General features: G+C 67.6%; 14 protein-coding genes. 11 read left to right on the top strand and 3 right to left on the bottom strand.

Annotation, left to right across the window (positions count from 1 at the left end; genetic code table 11):
• The first annotated feature begins 157 nt into the window (after positions 1 to 157).
• Both BMZ17_RS03790 and BMZ17_RS03785 read left to right on the top strand, forming a co-directional pair.
• Positions 158 to 1906: a vWA domain-containing protein gene (locus BMZ17_RS03790; RefSeq protein ID WP_093136084.1), complete on the top strand. Its 1749-nt coding sequence runs from the start codon at positions 158 to 160 to the stop codon at positions 1904 to 1906.
• Between the two features lie 174 nt (positions 1907 to 2080).
• Positions 2081 to 2368, top strand: a complete 288-nt coding sequence (locus BMZ17_RS03785; RefSeq protein WP_093136081.1) for a hypothetical protein — start codon at positions 2081 to 2083, stop codon at positions 2366 to 2368.
• Between the two features lie 33 nt (positions 2369 to 2401).
• Here the strand turns inward: BMZ17_RS03785 and BMZ17_RS03780 are convergent, their stop codons facing one another.
• Positions 2402 to 5302, bottom strand: a complete 2901-nt coding sequence (locus BMZ17_RS03780; RefSeq protein ID WP_093136078.1) for an EAL domain-containing protein — start codon at positions 5300 to 5302, stop codon at positions 2402 to 2404.
• A 248-nt stretch (positions 5303 to 5550) separates the two neighbouring features.
• On the opposite strand from BMZ17_RS03780, the gene BMZ17_RS03775 reads away from it, so the two are divergent.
• The 9 genes from BMZ17_RS03775 (at position 5551) to BMZ17_RS03735 (ending at position 12966) form a co-directional block, all read left to right on the top strand.
• Positions 5551 to 6105 (top strand): RNA polymerase sigma factor, encoded by a 555-nt coding sequence (locus BMZ17_RS03775; protein ID WP_093136075.1) that lies wholly within the window; start codon positions 5551 to 5553, stop codon positions 6103 to 6105.
• Positions 6102 to 7241, top strand: coding sequence for a hypothetical protein (locus tag BMZ17_RS03770; RefSeq protein WP_093136071.1), 1140 nt, complete (start codon positions 6102 to 6104; stop codon positions 7239 to 7241). The genes BMZ17_RS03775 and BMZ17_RS03770 overlap by 4 nt, the downstream gene beginning before the upstream one ends.
• Complete coding sequence (locus BMZ17_RS03765) at positions 7238 to 7849, top strand: IMPACT family protein (protein ID WP_093136068.1); 612 nt, start codon at positions 7238 to 7240, stop codon at positions 7847 to 7849. Before BMZ17_RS03770 ends, BMZ17_RS03765 begins: the two co-directional genes overlap by 4 nt.
• 94 nt (positions 7850 to 7943) lie before the next feature.
• On the top strand, positions 7944 to 9740 hold the full coding sequence (locus BMZ17_RS03760; RefSeq protein WP_093136065.1) for an ABC transporter transmembrane domain-containing protein: 1797 nt from the start codon (positions 7944 to 7946) through the stop codon (positions 9738 to 9740).
• 96 nt (positions 9741 to 9836) lie between these two features.
• A complete protein-coding gene (locus BMZ17_RS03755) occupies positions 9837 to 10025 on the top strand; it encodes a DUF3606 domain-containing protein (RefSeq protein WP_093136061.1) in 189 nt (62 codons plus the stop codon).
• A gap of 28 nt (positions 10026 to 10053) precedes the next feature.
• Positions 10054 to 10605, top strand: a complete 552-nt coding sequence (locus tag BMZ17_RS03750) for a histidine phosphatase family protein (RefSeq protein WP_175485465.1) — start codon at positions 10054 to 10056, stop codon at positions 10603 to 10605.
• A complete protein-coding gene (gene nfi / locus BMZ17_RS03745; protein WP_093136056.1) occupies positions 10602 to 11306 on the top strand; it encodes a deoxyribonuclease V in 705 nt (234 codons plus the stop codon). The genes BMZ17_RS03750 and nfi overlap by 4 nt, the downstream gene beginning before the upstream one ends.
• A gap of 91 nt (positions 11307 to 11397) precedes the next feature.
• The gene (locus BMZ17_RS03740; RefSeq protein ID WP_093136053.1) at positions 11398 to 12258 is read left to right on the top strand and encodes a pirin family protein; all 861 of its coding nucleotides are present in this window, start codon (positions 11398 to 11400) and stop codon (positions 12256 to 12258) included.
• Between the two features lie 246 nt (positions 12259 to 12504).
• Positions 12505 to 12966: a hypothetical protein gene (locus tag BMZ17_RS03735; RefSeq protein WP_093136050.1), complete on the top strand. Its 462-nt coding sequence runs from the start codon at positions 12505 to 12507 to the stop codon at positions 12964 to 12966.
• A gap of 61 nt (positions 12967 to 13027) precedes the next feature.
• Here BMZ17_RS03735 and BMZ17_RS03730 read toward each other — a convergent pair whose 3' ends face one another.
• Both BMZ17_RS03730 and BMZ17_RS03725 read right to left on the bottom strand, forming a co-directional pair.
• A complete protein-coding gene (locus BMZ17_RS03730) occupies positions 13028 to 13882 on the bottom strand; it encodes a pirin family protein (protein WP_093136047.1) in 855 nt (284 codons plus the stop codon).
• 254 nt (positions 13883 to 14136) lie between these two features.
• Entirely contained in the window at positions 14137 to 17178 is a 3042-nt protein-coding gene (locus BMZ17_RS03725; protein ID WP_093136044.1) for a TonB-dependent receptor, read from the bottom strand.
• Positions 17179 to 17319 lie beyond the last annotated feature (141 nt).

Here is a 17319-nt window from a genome sequence, read left to right as displayed (position 1 = left end):
ATCCGGGTCCTGCGCGCGTGCGTTGCGGATTAGGAAGACAGGCCAAGCCCGTCGCTTCGACGCCCCCTCGGCATTCGCCTAAAAAAAGACAGCGCGGCCAACCCCGCTGACACAACTGGCGCGTTTGCAGCTCCTGTCCATCAAGGGAGTCACCGCCATGTCGCACCTGCCTCGCCCTTACCTGACCCTGCTTGCCGTTGCCCTGCTTGCCGCCTGCTCCACCGCGCCCGCGCCGCAGGCGGTGGCGCCACCACCGCCGGAAGCTCCGCGCGTGCAGATGGCCGACGCCTCTCTGGCCAAAGCCAGCGCCAACTCCGCACACATGTCGCTCCGGGCCGAGCAGCGCGCGAAGACCTACACCCCACCGGCCCCGCCGGCGCCGCCCGCCCCGATGGCGGACGTGGCGGCTTTCGCCTTGGCCCCGCCCGGCATCATTCCAATGCCGTCGCAGATTCCCGCCCCCGCCAATACCGAGCGCTACGCCCACAACGACGACAACCCGGTCCAGCGCACCGCCGAGCAGCCGGTGTCGACCTTTTCCATCGACGTGGATACCGGCAGCTACAGCAACATGCGGCGCATGGTCAGCCAGGGCCAGCGGCCGCCGGCCGACGCGGTGCGCGCCGAGGAGTTCATCAACTACTTCGACTATCACCACCCGGCACCGGCCGATCAGCAGACGCCATTCCGCGTCACCACAGAGTTGGCGCCCGCACCGTGGAATGCCCAGCGCCAGCTGCTGATGATCGGCATCAAGGGTTACGAGCTGCCCAAGCGCGCACTGCCCGCCTCCAACCTGGTGTTCCTGCTGGATACCTCTGGCTCGATGAATTCGGCCGACAAGCTGCCGCTGCTCAAGCAGTCGCTGGCGATGCTGGTGCCGCAATTGCGCGCGCAGGATCGCGTGTCGATCGTGGTCTACGCCGGCTCGGCCGGACTGGTACTACCGCCGACGCCGGGCGATCAGCATCGCAAGATCCTCGCCGCGCTGGACCAGTTGGAAGCTGGCGGCAGCACCAACGGCGGCGACGGCATCCGCCTGGCCTATGCGATGGCGCGGCAGGCCTTCATCAAGGGCGGTAGCAACCGCGTGATCCTGGCCACAGATGGCGATTTCAACGTCGGCACGGTCAGCCAGGACGCGCTGGAAACCCTGGTCGGCGACGCGCGCAAGTCCGGCATCGCACTGACCACGCTGGGCTTCGGCCAGGGCAACTACAACGATGAACTTGCCGAGCGCCTGGCCGATGTCGGCGACGGCAACCATGCCTACATCGACTCGGACAAGGAAGCGCGCAAGGTGCTGGTCCAGCAGATGCAGGGCACGCTGCTGACCATCGCCCGCGACGTGAAGATCCAGGTCGAGTTCAACCCGGCCGCCGTGGCCGAGTACCGGCTGATCGGCTACGAGAACCGCGCCCTGCGCCGCGAGGACTTCGCCAACGACAAGGTCGATGCCGGCGACATCGGCGCCGGGCACGAAGTCACCGCTCTGTACGAACTGACCCCGACCGGTTCGGAGGCCGCGCGCCTGCAGGCCCTGCGCTACGGCGAAAAATCCTCAGGCAACGGCGATGCGCGCGAAGTGGCCGACCTGCGCCTGCGCTACAAGCGCCTGGACAGCGACACCAGCACCTTGATCGACACGCCGATCCTGGCCGCGTCCCTGCGCCCGCAGCCCAGCGACACGCTGCGCTTCGCCAGCGCGGTGGCCGGCTACGCCGACCTGCTGCGCGGTGGCAGCCGCTTCGACGGCTGGGGCTGGGAGCAGGTGCTGGCCACCGCGCGCGACGCCCGGGGCGAGGACCGCGACGGCCTGCGCGCGGAGTTCGCCACCCTGGTCGACCAGGCCCACCGCCTGGTCACGCCAGGCGATGAGGTCGCGGTCGCGCCCGCAAGCCGCTGATGGCTATGGACGCCCCCGGCGCGCTTAAGCCGCCGGGGGCGTCTTGCTGAATACGGGGTTCGTCCCGGCCGGCGGAACAGCCGGGGCCTTGCGACCAAAGAAACGACCGGACGTGAGGATCACTGTACATATGTGCGGATAACATACGCTCAGCACAGTTCGCCATCTTCTGACATGTCCCGCACCACCCCGCGCCTGCTCCTGATCGTTGCCCTCCTGCTTGCGGCCGTCGCCGCGCCTGCGATGGCTGATGAAGGCAACAGCCAGGCCGCCATGGCAGTGAGGCTGAAGGTGGTGCCGACCTGCACGATCACCCACGACACCGCGGTGAACGTCAGTTGCTCGCCCGAAACGCCGGCTCCGACGGCCGTGCATGCGACCAGCGCTCCGGCCGCCCTGTGGACGGCCACGTCGCAGGCCGACACGCAGGCCGATGTGGAACGGATCGATATCGTCTTCTGATCCAGCGGGCCGGATGGCCCGATCAGGCGCCGGTCACAGCACCCGTTCGCCCAGCACCGGGCCCGGACGCCCCAGGAAATACCCCTGCGCATAGCTGCAGCCCAGGCCCTGCAGGGCTTCCATCTGCGCCTGCGTTTCCACGCCTTCGGCGATCGTTTCGATGCCCAGCGTGCCGGCCAGCGCCAGGATCGCGCGGACCAGGCCGACGCTCTCCGGGCGGCTCGCGCTGGAGATGCCGGAAATGAAGCTGCGGTCGATCTTCAATGCCGAAATCGGGAACCGATGCAGGTAGGACAGCGCCGAGAAGCCTGTGCCGAAATCGTCCAGCTGGGCCAGCACGCCGTTCTCGCGCAGCAGCTGCAGCATGCGCAGCGTGCGCGGCGCATCGTCCAGCAGCGCCATCTCGGTCAGTTCGACGCGCAGCTGCGCCGGGTTGGCGCCTACGCCACGCAACAGCGCCAGCAGGCGTTCGGCGAAGTCCGGCGAGCGGAAATGCCGCGGCGACACGTTCACCGAGATGTAGCCGTCCACGCCGCTGGCGATGCGCTGGGCGACCTGCTCGTACAGCAGCCAGTCGACCTGTTCGATCAGGCCGCTGTCTTCGCCCAGGGCGATGAACTCGGCCGGCAGCAGCAGGCCGCGGCGCTCGTGGTGCCAGCGCAGGAGGGCTTCGTGGCCGATCGCCTGGCCGTCCTGCAGGCGCACGATCGGCTGGTAGAACGGGCTGAAATCGCGGCCGTTGATGGCACGACGCAGGTCGGCTTCCAGGTCCAGGCTGCGCATCGCGGCCTCGCGCATGGCCTCGTCGAACACCGCGCTGCGATCACGGCCCTGCGCCTTGGCGCGGTACATCGCGGCGTCGGCGTCGCGCAGGAGTTCTTCGCCACTCTGGTAGCGCGGATGCCAGGCCGCGATGCCGATGCTGGCCGCGGGGAACAGCTCGCGCCCGGCCACCCACATCGGCTGGTTGAGTGCCTCAAGCAGGCGCGAGGCGAAGTCGACCACTTCGCGCGCATCGGCGTGGTAGTGGATGACCATCGCGAACTCGTCGCCGCCCAGGCGCGCGACCAGGTCGCCATCGCGGACCTGCGCGGTGATCCGGCGGGCCACTTCGATCAGCAGCTCGTCGCCGGCCGCGTGGCCGATGGAATCGTTGACCAGTTTGAAGCGGTCCAGGTCCATGAACAGCACGGCGAAATCGCTGCCCTGCCCCAGCCGTGCCCGCGCAATCGCCGCGGCCAGGCTGTCCAGCAGGAACGCGCGGTTGGGCAGTCCCGTCAGCGCATCGTGCGTGGCCTGGTAGGTCAGGCGCTGCTCGGCGCGCAGGCGTTCGCCCATCTGCGCCATCAGCTTGGCATTGGCCTCGGCCAGCTCGAAAGTGCGCTCCTCGACCCGGCGCTCCAGCTCAAAGTGCGCGGTGCGGAGCGACTCGCGCGCACGCTGGCGCGACAGACCATTGCCGATGTGGTGGGCCACGAAACTCAGCAGGTTCTGGTCGTGTGCGGTGTAGCGCACTTCAGGCGAATAGCTCTGCACCACCACGCAGCCGCGCGTCTCGCCGCCCTGCAGCAGTGGCACGCCCAGCCAGCTGTGCGCCGGCGGGCCGTGCTGTACCAGCTGGCCTTCGTCGGTCAGCGTGGCCACCACATTGGGATCGGCCAGCAGCGGCTTGCTGGTGTCGATCACGAACTCGGTCAGGCCCTGGCTGACCCGGCGCGACTTGCGCACCGGATCGCGCTCATCGATCGAGTACGGGAAATGCAGCGATTGGCCATCTTCGCCCAGTAGCGCGATGTAGAAATTGCGCGCGACGATCAGCTCATCCACCACGCCGTGCACGGCCGAATAGAAATGCTCCAGCGTCGCCGAGGTGTTGGCCAGGTCCGTGATGCGGAACAGCGCGCCCTGCAGCTTCTCGGCACGCTTGCGTTCGATGATCTCGGCCTGCAGCTCGCGGTTGGCCAGCTGCAGTTCGCGGGTGCGCTCCTGGATGCGGCCTTCCAGCTCCTCATGCGCATGGCGACGATCCATCGCGGTGAGGATGTGCTGGGCCACGTAGGCCAGCAGCGCGCGGTCCTCGTCGGTGTAGCTGGCCGGAGTGTCGTAGCTCTGCACCACGATCGCGCCGCAGACACGGTCGTCGCGGCGCATCGGCACGCCCAGCCAGTCCAGACTGTCCGGGCCGTGGCTGACGTCGGGCACCACGCCCAGACGCTGGCGCACGACCGTCGATGGTCCACGCAGCGGCTGGCCATGCTGCAGCAGCCCCATGGTCATGCTGTTGTGCATTTCCTCCTCGCTGAACTCACGGTCCGGCTCGGCCACGTACGGGTCGATCAGATCGGCGAAATAGAGGAAGCGCACCGTGCGCCGGACATCGTCGTACAGCACGATGTAGCAGTTCTCCGCATACATCAGCGTGCCGATCACGACGTGGATCCGGCGCAGCATTTCGTGCATTTCGAGATCGGCGCTGGCCACGTCGGCGATCTCGTATAGCGCCTGCTGCAGGCGCTTGGATTTTTCCAGCGACACCACGCGGGCTTGGGCGCGCTCGGCTTCCAGCGTGGCGCCGATCAACGCCCGCGCCGCATCCTGCCAGGCCTGTGCCTGGGCCGCCGGCAGCGGCGCCGGCACGCTGGCGGCCACCGACATGCGCGCGTTGCCTTCCTGGTTGGACCAGGCCAGCAGCAGCATCGTCGGGTCCTGCGACGGCGCAGGCTGGCTGTCCCACAGGGCTTGTTCGGCCTGCCGCTTGAGGAAGCCCGGCACCTCGGCCGTGGCCGCGCCGCCCGCGCCGATCGCCCAGTCGCGCCAGCACGCCACCACATGCCCACCTACCGGCAGCAGGCCGCACAGCACCTGCGCCACGGCGTCAGTCGCCACAGCGTGGGCACCGGTCTGCACGTTGGCAGGAGCGGTCTGGCCAGACATTTGGTTTCCCCCTTTCAACAGGCACGCCCTTCGCGGCCGCAGATGTCGATGCGCGCCAGCTCTGAACGGCCCGGCTGCGGGATCGACCCCGGAGTGGGCAGGTGTGCGTTTCCATAGGCATGGCACACGTCACATCTCCCACGTTGCAAGTATACGCAACCGGTTATCACGGAAGCGCCACGGCGGCAACTCGTCATCGGGCTCGCTCCTGCTTTGAGACCGCGGCCACACAACGTAGGCTTGCGCCCGTGAACGACGCGGCAGAGCCCACCGATGACGTGCTGATGCTGGCCTACGCCGCCGGCGACGTGCGCGCGTTCGAGCAGCTCTATGGTCGCCATCGCGGACCGCTGTATCGGTTCCTGATGCGCCAGCTGCGCAACACCGCGCTGGCCGACGAGCTGTTCCAGGATGTCTGGCAGCGGGTGATCGCCGCGCGCGACAGCTGGCAGCCGGACGCGGCGTTTTCCACGTGGCTGTTCCGGATCGCCCACAACCGGCTGAACGACCATTGGCGTGCGCAGAAGCACCGCCCCGCCGCGCCCGAGGATGCCGATGCGCGCACCGCGCAGGTGCCCGACCCTGAAACCCCCGAGCGGCAGCTGTCCGAGTTCGAGCAGCGCCGCGACCTGCAGCGCGCCCTGGACGCGCTGCCGGAAGAACAACGCGAGGTCCTGATTTTGCGACTGGAGCAGGAACTGACCCTGGAGGAGATCGGGCAGATCACCGGTGTCGGCCGGGAAACCGTGAAATCACGGCTGCGATACGCCATGGACAAGCTGCGCGCGGGGATCGGCGCATGACCACGCCGCGCGAGCCCCTGAGCCCGGAAGAACGCGCCCTGGCCCAGCGCCTGGGTCGCGGTGCCGGCCCGGCCGAACCGGGTCCATCGCTGGACGCGCGCATCCTGGCGATGGCGCAAGCGGCCGTGGACGCCGATCGCACCAGTGAAACGCCCGTGTCATCAGCCCCCCCTTTGGTCGCTTCCGCACCGGCCACGGCTTCGACACCCGAAGCGGTTGCGGCGCCAACCCGGCCGGCCGTGATGCCGTCCCGCCGTCGCCCGGCTCAACGGCGCTGGACGCTCGGCCTGGGCGTGGCCGCCTCGGTCCTGCTGGCGGTGACGATCAGCTGGCAGCTGCGCCCGCAGCGCACGACCGAGCGCGTCTACGAGACCGGCGCGGCCAGCGATGCCGCGCCGGCCCCGCTGCTTCAAAACGAAAGCCCCGCGCCCGCCGCGCCGATGGCCAAGGTCGACGCCGCCGCCGAAGCTGCGGCACGTCCGCGCGCGTCGGTGCCACCGGCACCGAAGGCCATGCCGCTGCCGCCCCCGCCCGAAGCCCCCGAGATTCGCGAGGTTCCGCCGCCTGCCCCGGAACCACCGCCTGCACCGGCCCCGGCCGCGCCGGAAGCAGCGGCACCTGCGCCCGCGATGACTTACAGCCCGCCTGCGCCGCCCTCCCCGCCCGCACCACGGGCGTCGCGGGTCACTGATACGGAAGACGCTTTTGCTCCGCCACCGCCACCGCCACCGCCGGTTGTAGCCACCGAGTCCGATCAACTTGAGGCACGGGCCGCTGCCGCGACGCTCGCTCAGTCCGTGCAGCTCAAGCGCGAGCAGGCGCAGAAAAGTGCGCCAGGCGCCGTTGAGCAACTGCGCGCCGCCCAGCAGGCTGCTTCGGCAAATTACGCTCTCCCCGCCGTGCCCCCGCAGATCCCGAGACCGGCCGCCGATCGCGCGGTTGCCGTCAGTCCGGCAGCCAACGTGCGCCGGCAGGTCGCGGAGGACCGCCAACTCTCCGCCGACCAATGGCTGCAGGCCATCCGCCGGCACCGCTTCGAGGGCGACAGCGCGCTGGCACGGGCCAGCCTGCAGGCCTTCGTGCAGCAGCACCCGGACGTGGCGATCCCCGAGGACCTGCGTCCGCTGCTGCCATGAGCGACACGCTGGCCGGCCCGCTCCGGCAGGAAACCGGAATCAAGCACAGCCGCTTCATCGTCCACGCCGGGCCGGCCGCGTCGGCCGACGCGGCGATGGCCTTCATCGCCAGTGCGAGCGAAATCGGCGCCACCCACAACTGCTGGGCCTGGCGCGTGGGTGAGGCGTTCCGCTCCAGCGACGATGGCGAACCCGGCGGCAGCGCGGGCCGGCCGATCCTGGCCGCCATCGACGGCGCCGGCTTCGACCAGATCGCCGTGGTGGTCACGCGCTGGTACGGCGGCATCAAGCTGGGCGTCGGCGGCCTGGTCCGCGCCTACGGCGGCTGCACCGCCAGCGCCCTGCGCGAGGCACCGCGCCTGCCGCTGCTGCAACTGATCGAACTTGAGATCGCCTGCAGCTTCGACGACCTGGGCCACGTGCACGCTGCGCTGGCGGCCTTCGGCGCGGAGAAGCGCGACGAGGCCTTCGACGCGCAGGGCGCGCGCCTGACCCTGCGCCTGCCCGCCGACCAGGCCGACACCTTGAAAAACCACCTGCGCGACGCCACCCGTGATCGGGTGCGATGGCCTGGCCCGGCCGACGCCGTATCCACGGCCGCGGGCTGATGCTGGCCGCGCGGGTTCCCGCCTCGGGAACCTCCGTAGCGGGCGGCGGTCGATGGCTGCGCCGCATTGCACCTCCTTTTTTGCCGGAACCTCCATGACGTCTCCCCAGGCCTCCACGCTCCCCGCCGCCGGCACGACCGAACACAGCACCAAATCCAAGCCCAAGCTCGGCAGCCTGCGGGCGCTGTGGCCGTTCGTGCGCCAGCACCTGGGGCTGTTCATCGCGTGGCTGGTGGCGCTGGCGGTGGCCTCGGCGGCGACGCTGAGCCTGCCCAACGCGGTCAAGCAGATGATCGACCACGGCTTCAGCAGTGGCGCCAACATCGACAAGGCGTTCCTGGGGCTGTTCGGCGTGGCGGTGGTGCTGGCGCTGGCCAGTGCGGCGCGCTTCTACTTCGTGTCGCTGCTGGGCGAACGCGTGGTCGCCGACCTGCGCCGCCAGCTCTACGCACACTTGCTGGGCCTGGACGCGCAGTTCCACGACCGCAACCGCAGCGGCGAACTGGTCTCGCGGCTTTCAGCCGACAGCGAACTGCTGCGCAGCGTGGTCGGCAGTGCGATGTCGGTGGCGGTGCGCAGCTCGGTCACGGTGATCGGCTCGGTGGTGATGATGTTCATCGCCAGCCCGCGCCTGGCTGCGTTCGCGCTGGTCGGCATCCCGCTGGCGGTGGTGCCGATCATCCTGGGCGCGCGCAAGCTGGGCAAAATCTCCCGCGCCAGCCAGGACCGCGTCGCCGATGCCAACACCCTGGCCGGCGAATCGCTGGGCGCGGTGCGCACGGTGCAGGCGCACGCGCGCGAGCCTTACGAGCGCGGCCGCTTCGAATCGGCCGTGGCGATCTCGGTGGAAACCGCGCGCAAGCGCATCCGCGCCCAGTCCTACGTCACCGCCGGCGCGATCACGCTGGTGTTCGGCGCGATCGTGCTGGTGCTGTGGTCGGGCGCGCATGACGTGATCGCCGGCAACATGAGTGCCGGCACGCTCGGTCAGTTCGTGCTGTATGCGTTGATCGGTGGTGGCTCGGTCGGCTCGCTGGCCGAAGTGTGGAACGAGCTGCAGCGCGCGGCCGGCGGCATGGGCCGCATCGGCGAACTGCTCGACGAAACCCCGCAGGTGCAGGCGCCCGCGCAGACCTTGGCGCTGCCGCTGCCGGTGCGCGGGCAGATCCGGTTCGACCACGTGGCCTTCCGCTACCCCACGCGTCCGGACATGCCGGCGCTGGACGATTTCACTTTGACCATCGAGCCGGGCGAGACCGTCGCGCTAGTCGGCCCGTCGGGCGCCGGCAAGAGCACGGTGCTGTCGATGCTGCTGCGCTTCCACGATGTGCAGGCCGGCGCGATCCGCGTCGATGGGCTGGACCTGCGCCAGCTGGACATGGCCGCACTGCGCGAACAGATCGCGCTGGTGCCGCAGGCGCCCACGATCTTCGCCGCCAGCGCCGCCGAGAACATCCGCTACGGCAAGCTCGACGCCACCGAAGAGCAATTGCACCAGGCTGCGATCGCGGCTGAGGCCGACGGCTTCCTGCGCGAGCTGCCGGAAGGCTACGACAGCCAGCTGGGTGAACGCGGCGCGCGCCTGTCCGGTGGCCAGCAGCAGCGCATCGCCATCGCGCGTGCGCTGCTCAAGGATGCGCCGATCCTGCTGCTGGACGAAGCCACCAGCGCGCTGGACGCGCAAAGCGAGCGGGCGGTGCAAAGCGCGCTGGAACGCCTGATGGCCGGCCGCACCACGCTGGTCATCGCCCATCGCCTGGCCACCGTGCTCAAGGCCGATCGAATCGTGGTCATGGACCGCGGCCGCATCGTCGCCCAGGGCACGCATGAGGCGCTGATGACCGAGGGTGGCCTGTACGCGGAACTGGCGCGCCTGCAGTTCATCGACTGACGTTGCCGCCGCGCGTGCGGACGCGCATCGACGGCTCACGCGGCTTTACGCCAGGCTTTCGCAGGCTGGCCGCTCGCTTGAACGCACGAGGCCGCCATGAGCAACGCCAACGCATCCCGGATCCCGAAGGACATCGCCAAGGTCGAGCTGACCGAGGAGTGGGAGCTGGCCTACTGGACCCAGCACTTCAACACCAACGAGCAGGACCTGCGCGCGGCCTTGCAAGAAGCGGGCAACGCGACCGAACAGGTCAAGCGCCACCTGGAATCACGCCAGCAGGGATAAGTCGACGCGCTGCTTCACAGCGATGCGCATGATCGGCAACGTGTTCGTGCGGACACTGTTGGCAGGCGTTTGCCTGCTGTCGCTGGCGGGCTGTGCGTCGACTGGCTCGAAGACCACATCTGCGTCGGCAGGCACCCACTTTATTCTCGTTCCGCACGCGGAAGTCGAGCCCGGCGATTTGGACGATCCTCATTTGTCTGCTGCAGGCCAGCACCGCGCGCAAGCGTTGGCCACGCTGCTCGCCGACGTATCGCTCACTACCCTCTATCACGATGAATTCCGCCGCACGCGTGAGACCGCGACGCCAACACTGGCGATGCACCCGAGTGCGATGGCGAATCAATATTTCTCACGCGGCCCGCTGGACGAAACCGCACGCCAATGGCGGCAGCAGCCCACGGGCGGCACCGTGCTGGTGATTGGCGAAGCCGACACGCTGGCGCCGCTGGCGCGTGGCCTGTGCGCCTGCCCGGTGACGCCGCTGCGCGCCGGCGAGTCGGATCGCCTGATCCGCATCGACATTAACGCTGCCGGCCATGCAAGTCTGCGCGACAACCACGACGGCGCACCTTCGCCATGACGTTCGACGCTTTCGCCGGCTGGGATGGCAGCATCGCCGGCGCCCGCACGCTGCAATCGCAGCTGGCCACGCAGCTCCGCCTGGTCGATGAGGCGCCCGCTGCGCCGCGCACGATCGCCGGGTTCGACGTGGGATTCGAAGACGACGGCGCGACCACGCGCGCGGCCGCGGTGCTGCTGGATGGCCATACGCTGCAGCCGCTGGCCACCGTCGTCGAACGCCTGCCGACGGCGATGCCGTACGTGCCCGGCCTGCTGAGCTTCCGCGAACTGCCAGCGCTGCTGCGTGCGTTGGAGGCATTGCCGCAGATTCCCGAGCTGGTCATCGTCGACGGACAAGGCATCGCCCATCCGCGTCGGTTGGGCATTGCCGCGCATTTCGGCGTGGTGACCGGCCTGCCAACCATCGGCGTGGCCAAGCAGGTGCTGTGCGGCCGCTTCGAGCCACCCGGCCCGCTGCCCGGCGATCGCACGCCCCTGCTCCATCGCGGCGAACAGATCGCCTGGATGCTGCGCAGCAAGTTGCGCTGCAATCCGCTAATCGTCTCGCCGGGCCATCGCGTCTCGATGGACGGCGCAGTCGAACGCGTCGTCGGCCTGCTGCGCGGTTATCGCCTGCCCGAACCCACGCGTCTGGCCGACCGGCTGGCCTCGCGTCGTGGCCCGATGCCGCAGATGGGCGGCGACCTGCTGTCGCCCTGAGCCGCTGCAACGATCCGTTGTGCGAAGCGCAGGCGATCGCGCGCGGAGCCCGTGCGATCCTGCGCGCCTTCGTCACAGCAGGAGGTTGGCCATGACCACCGTGATCGCGCCGCGCGTGCATGACCTGGGCGGTTTCCAGGTGCGCCGCGCCGTGCCCAGCATCCAGGCCCGCAGCGTCGGGCCGTTCGTGTTCGTCGACCACATGGGACCGGCAGATTTCGCTGCCGGCCAGGGCGTGGACGTGCGTCCGCATCCGCATATCGGCCTGGCAACGGTGACCTTCCTGTGGGCCGGCGCGATCGGCCACCGCGATACGCTGGGCTCGGACACGATCATCCGCCCGGGCGACGTGAACTGGATGACCGCCGGCCGCGGCATCGCCCATTCCGAACGCACGCCGACCCTGGAACGCGTGGATCACGCGCCGCTGCACGGCATGCAGACCTGGGTCGCCCTGCCCAGGCCAGATGAGGAAACCGCGCCGGAGTTCCACCACCACGCCGCCGAGACCTTGCCGCACTGGCAACAGGGCGGCGCGACGCTGCGGGTGATCGCCGGCCGCGCCTGGGGCCACGAATCGCCGGTGCGGGTGTTCTCCGACACCTTCAACGTCGCGCTCGACCTGCAGCCCGAAGCCGAACTGGCCATCGACGATGGCGCGGTGGAGCGCGCGCTCTACATCCTGGAAGGCGAGGCCCAGCTGGACAGCGCCGACATTCCCAATCGCCACCTGATCGTGCTGGATCGCGGCACCCGCCCGGTGCTGCGCGCCAAGACGCCGCTCAAGGCGATGCTGCTGGGCGGCGAGCCGCTGGATGGCCCGCGCCACCTGTGGTGGAACTTCGTCTCCAGCTCCAAGGATCGGCTGGAGCAGGCCAAGCAGGACTGGCTGGAAGGGCGTTTCGGCACGATCGAGGGCGACCCGGAGTTCATTCCGCTGCCCGAACATTGAAGTAGCGCACAGTCTGAAAGATCGGGCTGTCGCGGAATTGTCACCCTTGTCTGGTTTGGCTTATGGTGCGGCGCGGGGCGATTGTGACGTGGTGACACATCACGGCGCCGCGCCCAAGCATCACGCGTCGACCGGAATGACGCGCAAGCGCCTGCAGGGGAACGGGGAAGCAGGCAATCCCGGTCGTTGCGTCCACATCACTTCGCCGCGCCGGCATGCCGGTGCTGCACGACTGGGGACCGTTCGATGAAAGCCTGCCTTGTTTCCGCCGCTGGCCTGCTGCTGTCACTGGCCGCGCCCCTTTGTGCGGCCCAGTCCGTCAGTGGCTGCCCAACCCTGCCGACCGGCACCGACCTGCACTGGGAACAGAGCGGCACGTCGAGCCTGGTGATCTGCAAGGCCTTCGACGCGCAGGGCACGCAGGCCTTCGGCGTGATGCTGACCAGCAAGGAACCGGACAAGCCCAGCGGCGCACGTGAGGAAAAGGGCAAGATCGATGGCCACAAGGTGCGCTGGTACCGCTCCTCGATCGCCAATCGCCCCGATGCCAAGACCCGCATGGCCGTGGTCGACCTGGACGACGACCGCTACGCGCAGATCTGGATCGATGCGCCCTCGGATGCGGCCCTGGAAGCCACCATCGCCGTCACCAGCAGCCTGCAGTTCGATGCCAACCGGCCGGTGGCCGACAACCGCAGCGCCAACTGATCGACGTAAAAAAGGCCGCTCGATGAGCGGCCTTTTCATTTGGTCGTATTGCCCGCAGGACCTAGAAGCGCCCTTCCTGGAAATCGGTGAAGGCCTGCATCAGCTCCTGCTTGGTGTTCATCACGAACGGCCCGTAGCGCATCACCGGCTCGCGCAGCGGACGGCCCGCGACCAGGATCATGCGCGTGCCGGCAGTGCCAGCCCGCAGCTGCAGCAGCTCACCGCCACCCAGCACCGCCAGGGTCTGGGTTTCCAGCGCACGCGCCTCATCGCCCTCGCCCACCGTCACCGCGCCTTCGTAGGCATAGGCGAACACGTTGTGGCCATCGGGCAACGCATAGTCCCAGCTGGCGCCGGCATCGAGTGCGATGTCCAGGTACAGCGGATCGGTGGCCGGCTGCACGATCGGGCCGACCACCTCGCCCACGGCGCCGGCGATCACCTTGACCGTCACCCCGCGCGCCGGCGTCGCGACCGGGATGTGGTCCGGCGCGAATTCCTGGTACTTCGGGTCGGTCATCTTGTCCTTGGCCGGCAGGTTCACCCACAGCTGGAAGCCGCGCATGCGGCCAGACTCCTGCTCGGGCATCTCCGAATGCACCAGGCCGCGGCCGGCGGTCATCCACTGCACGCTGCCCGGCGTGAGCAGGCCTTCGTTGCCGTGGTTGTCGCGATGGCGCATGCGCCCGTCGAGCATGTAGGTGACCGTTTCGAACCCGCGATGCGGATGATCCGGGAACCCGGCCAGGTAATCCTCGGCCTTGTCGGTGCCGAACTCATCGAGCATCAGGAACGGATCCAGGTCCGGCAGCTGCTGGGTGCCGATCACGCGCGTGAGTTTAACCCCGGCCCCATCGGAGGTCGGCTGGCCGCGCACAGTGCGCAGGATGCGGGCGGAAGTGGCTTGGGCGTTCATGGGCTTGCTCCTTCGGATGCCATCAAGGTGGCGTGCGCGGCCCCCGAACGGTAGCCCGGATCGCCGCAACCATCTGTTCCACCAGCATGCAGGCGTCCGAGAAAGCTGACTCACCCTCCGCGACGTCAGGTTTCGCCCGATGACGGTGTGCGGCTAGGAAACAAAAAAGGCCCCGGCAATGCCGGGGCCTGGATACTGCAGGTCGCGAAACGCTCCTGCTTCCGCAGGAGCGCGTTAATGCTGATCAGCTTCGATCAGAAGTCATACGACGCCGACAGGCGGACGTAGCGCGGCTGGGTGTAGTACGTGCCGATGCCGTAGGTGTTAGACACCGTGTAGGGATCGGTTTCGTACGTGGCGTCGATCTGCACCGGCTTGCGCTGGTTGAGGGCATTGAACACCTGCAGGCCGAAGGCCAGCTTGTGGTCGGCAAAGGCCGGACGGTAGGTCAGGCCCAGGTCGACGATCGTCGTCCACGGCAGGCGACCCGCGTCACCCGGACGCGACGGGCTGCCACCACAGTAGTGGTAGGACGAGCCGTAGCTGATCGGATCCGACTCATCGGTGCCGAAGTAGCCCAGGCAGGACTTCGGCATGCCCGAAGCGACCTTCAGCGTGGCCGAGGCCATCCACTCAGGCGTGAACTGGTACGCGCCGAACGCCTTCAGCTGATGGCGACGATCGTTGGCCAGGTCACCGCCCGCGTAGTACATCAGCGCGGCCGCATCCCAGTCCTGGGTCTTGGACACGTCGGTCTGGCCGATGTCCGACTTCACCTGACCTTCGGTGTTGCCGTAGCTGTGCGACCAGGTGTAATCGACGCGCGCATACCAGTTGTTGTCGAACGGATGCTCCAGGAACAGGTCCACGCCCACGTAGCTGCGCTTTGCACCGTCGCTGGAGAAACCCCAGTCAGCGGCCGACATCTTCACCGTGGTGTAGCCACTGCCATCCAGGTTAGCCAGGTTGTAGGTGTTGGTCTTGCCCGGGTTGAACATCACGCAGCCGGGGATGTCCACGTTCGACGAATCGCCGCCGTTCGCATCGATCTTGTCGGCCAGCTTGTCGGTATCGCAGACGTCGTCAATCGCCGACTGCAGCTTGCGGTAGGTGAACTTGGCACCCGAGTTCCATTTGTCGCCAATGGTCTTCTCGAAGCCGAAGATCAGCTCATCCTGATACTGCGACTGCAGGTCGGTCGGCGCGAACGAGTTCGGATCCGGCGCGGTGCCGTATTCGCCGTTGCTCGACACCGGGCCCGGGCCCAGTGCGGTCAGGCCGGTCGGCTCGCCGTTGGCGTCGATACCGGTGTAGGTGAAGTATTCACGGGTATAAGTGGAGGCCGAAGCACCGCGAATCGCCACGCTGTTGGGCAGCGCCAGGTAGTAACGACCCAGGTTGGCGAATACCTTGAACGACGAATCACCAAACACATCCCAACTGGCGCCCAGACGCGGAGCCCACTGGTCACCACTGTCGACATAGGCGACGTGATCGCTGTTGAAGTTGGTGAATTTGTCGTTGCGCAGACCGATGCTCAACAGCCAGTTGTCGCTGACCTGCCAGCGGTCTTCCAGATAGAACGCCTTCTGCTCGACCGCCATGCTGGTGGTGGTCTGGAAGATGTACTTCTGCACGTAGTAGCCGTCGCCGCCTGCCGCACCAACGCCCAAGTTGGGCGAGATCGCGGCGGTCGGATCGGACGCCTTGCTGTAGATCCAAAGGTAGCCCGGACCACTGGTGCTGACGCCCTCGTCGTAGGCGTTGTAGTACATGTTGTCGATGCCGGCGGTCAGGTCGTGGTCGCCGACGTGGTAGTTCAACTCGACGCGCAGGCCACGGGTCTTGCTGCTGGCGTTGGCATCCTTGATCTGGGTGCTGGTCTGATCGTTGGTGATCGAGGTGCCACCGGTGATCGACGGATCCTGGTTGGTCACGCCGCTGATGTACGGCAGGTCCGAAGCGAGCGGATTCTTTTGGTAGTCCTGCTCGGTGCTGCGTCCGTAGGTCGCGCTCAAGGTCAAGTCATCGGTGATGTAACCGGTGTACTTGAAGATGTCGTAGGTGTCCTTGAGCTTGTAGGTATCCGGATAGGTCCCGGTGCGATCGCCTTCGCTCTGCGTGTCGTAGTCGTACGAGGTGTAGTAACCGGCACGACGGTCCGTGTTCTGGATACGCGTGTATTCCAGCACGTTGTTGTCGTTGATGTTCCAGTCGATCTTGCCGTAGAACTTCGGCGAGCTGTAATCGTAGTGGTTCCGCGCCTGGACGCTGCTCTCGCTGGAGTTGGTCGATACGCCGTCGGTCTTGTCCGACTCACCCGCCAAGAAGATGAAGAGCTTGTCTTTGATCAGTGGACCACCCACGTACGCGCTGTAGGTGGTGTTGGTCTGGGTGTCGCCACTGCGGCTGCGATACATCGTGCCCGGCAGGCTCTCATTTTCGTAGCCGTAGCCATCTGCCAGCGAAGCGCTGGGGTACCAGATGTCGCCCGGCGAGCTCGCCAGCGAGTCCGGCGCCCAGGTGGTCTGGAAACCGTAATGCCATTCGTTGGTGCCGCTCTTGCCGACCTGGCTGATCACGCCGCCGGTGGAACGACCGTACTTGGCACTGTAGCCGCCCGTGTAGGTTTCCTGCTGGTCGATCGCGCCGTAGGGCAGGCTCACACCGCCCAGGTTGCTCAGCGGATTGCTCGCGTTGTAGCCGTTGATGTAGTAAGCGTTCTCGGTCACGCCGGAGCCGCCGAAGGACACGACCGAGCGCGAACCATTGCCAAATGCACCGCTACCGGCGACGGAGCCAGGCGCCAGCAGGGCGATGGATTCGGCGCTGCGGCCCAGCGGCAGCACATCCAGCTGCTCGGAGGTGATCACCGAACGCGAGCTGGTCGAGGTGACGTCGATGGACGGCACATTGGCCGCAGTCACGGTCACTGCGCCAAGATCGGTCGCATCGGAGGCACCGGCAGCGCCGAAGCTCACTTCGGTGCTGCTGCCCACGCGCAGCGCCACGTTCTCGCGCGTGTCGACGACCTTGTCGCCCTGTCGAAGTTCAACCTTGTACGTGCCGACCGGCAACGCAGCGAGCGAATAGCGGCCATTGGCATCGACCGACACGGTGCGGGTCAGGCCGGTCTGGCTGGTGACCACCACGGTCGTGCCAGCCGGTACGGTGCCGTAGACGGTACCGGTGGTGGACTGTGCGTAAAGCGTCGACGGGACCACTGCCGCACCCAGCAGGATGGACACGACTGCGCGGCTCAGCATCTTCTTGCGCAAGCTTTGTTTGTTCTTCATCAACTTATTCCCCGAATCGTTGCGTTCCCGCCTTGCGACAGGACGTGTATGAGATCGCCGCGGTTTAACGCCTCCCAACCAACGGCTTAACGGGAAATTAGCGAGCCCATATCTCCAGCGTTCAACGCAACGCGACGACAT

This window comes from Pseudoxanthomonas sp. GM95 (assembly GCF_900109775.1).
Taxonomy (GTDB): Bacteria; Pseudomonadota; Gammaproteobacteria; order Xanthomonadales; family Xanthomonadaceae; genus Pseudoxanthomonas_A.
Note: the sequence above shows the minus strand (reverse complement) of the source record. Positions and strands in the feature narration are given on the sequence as shown.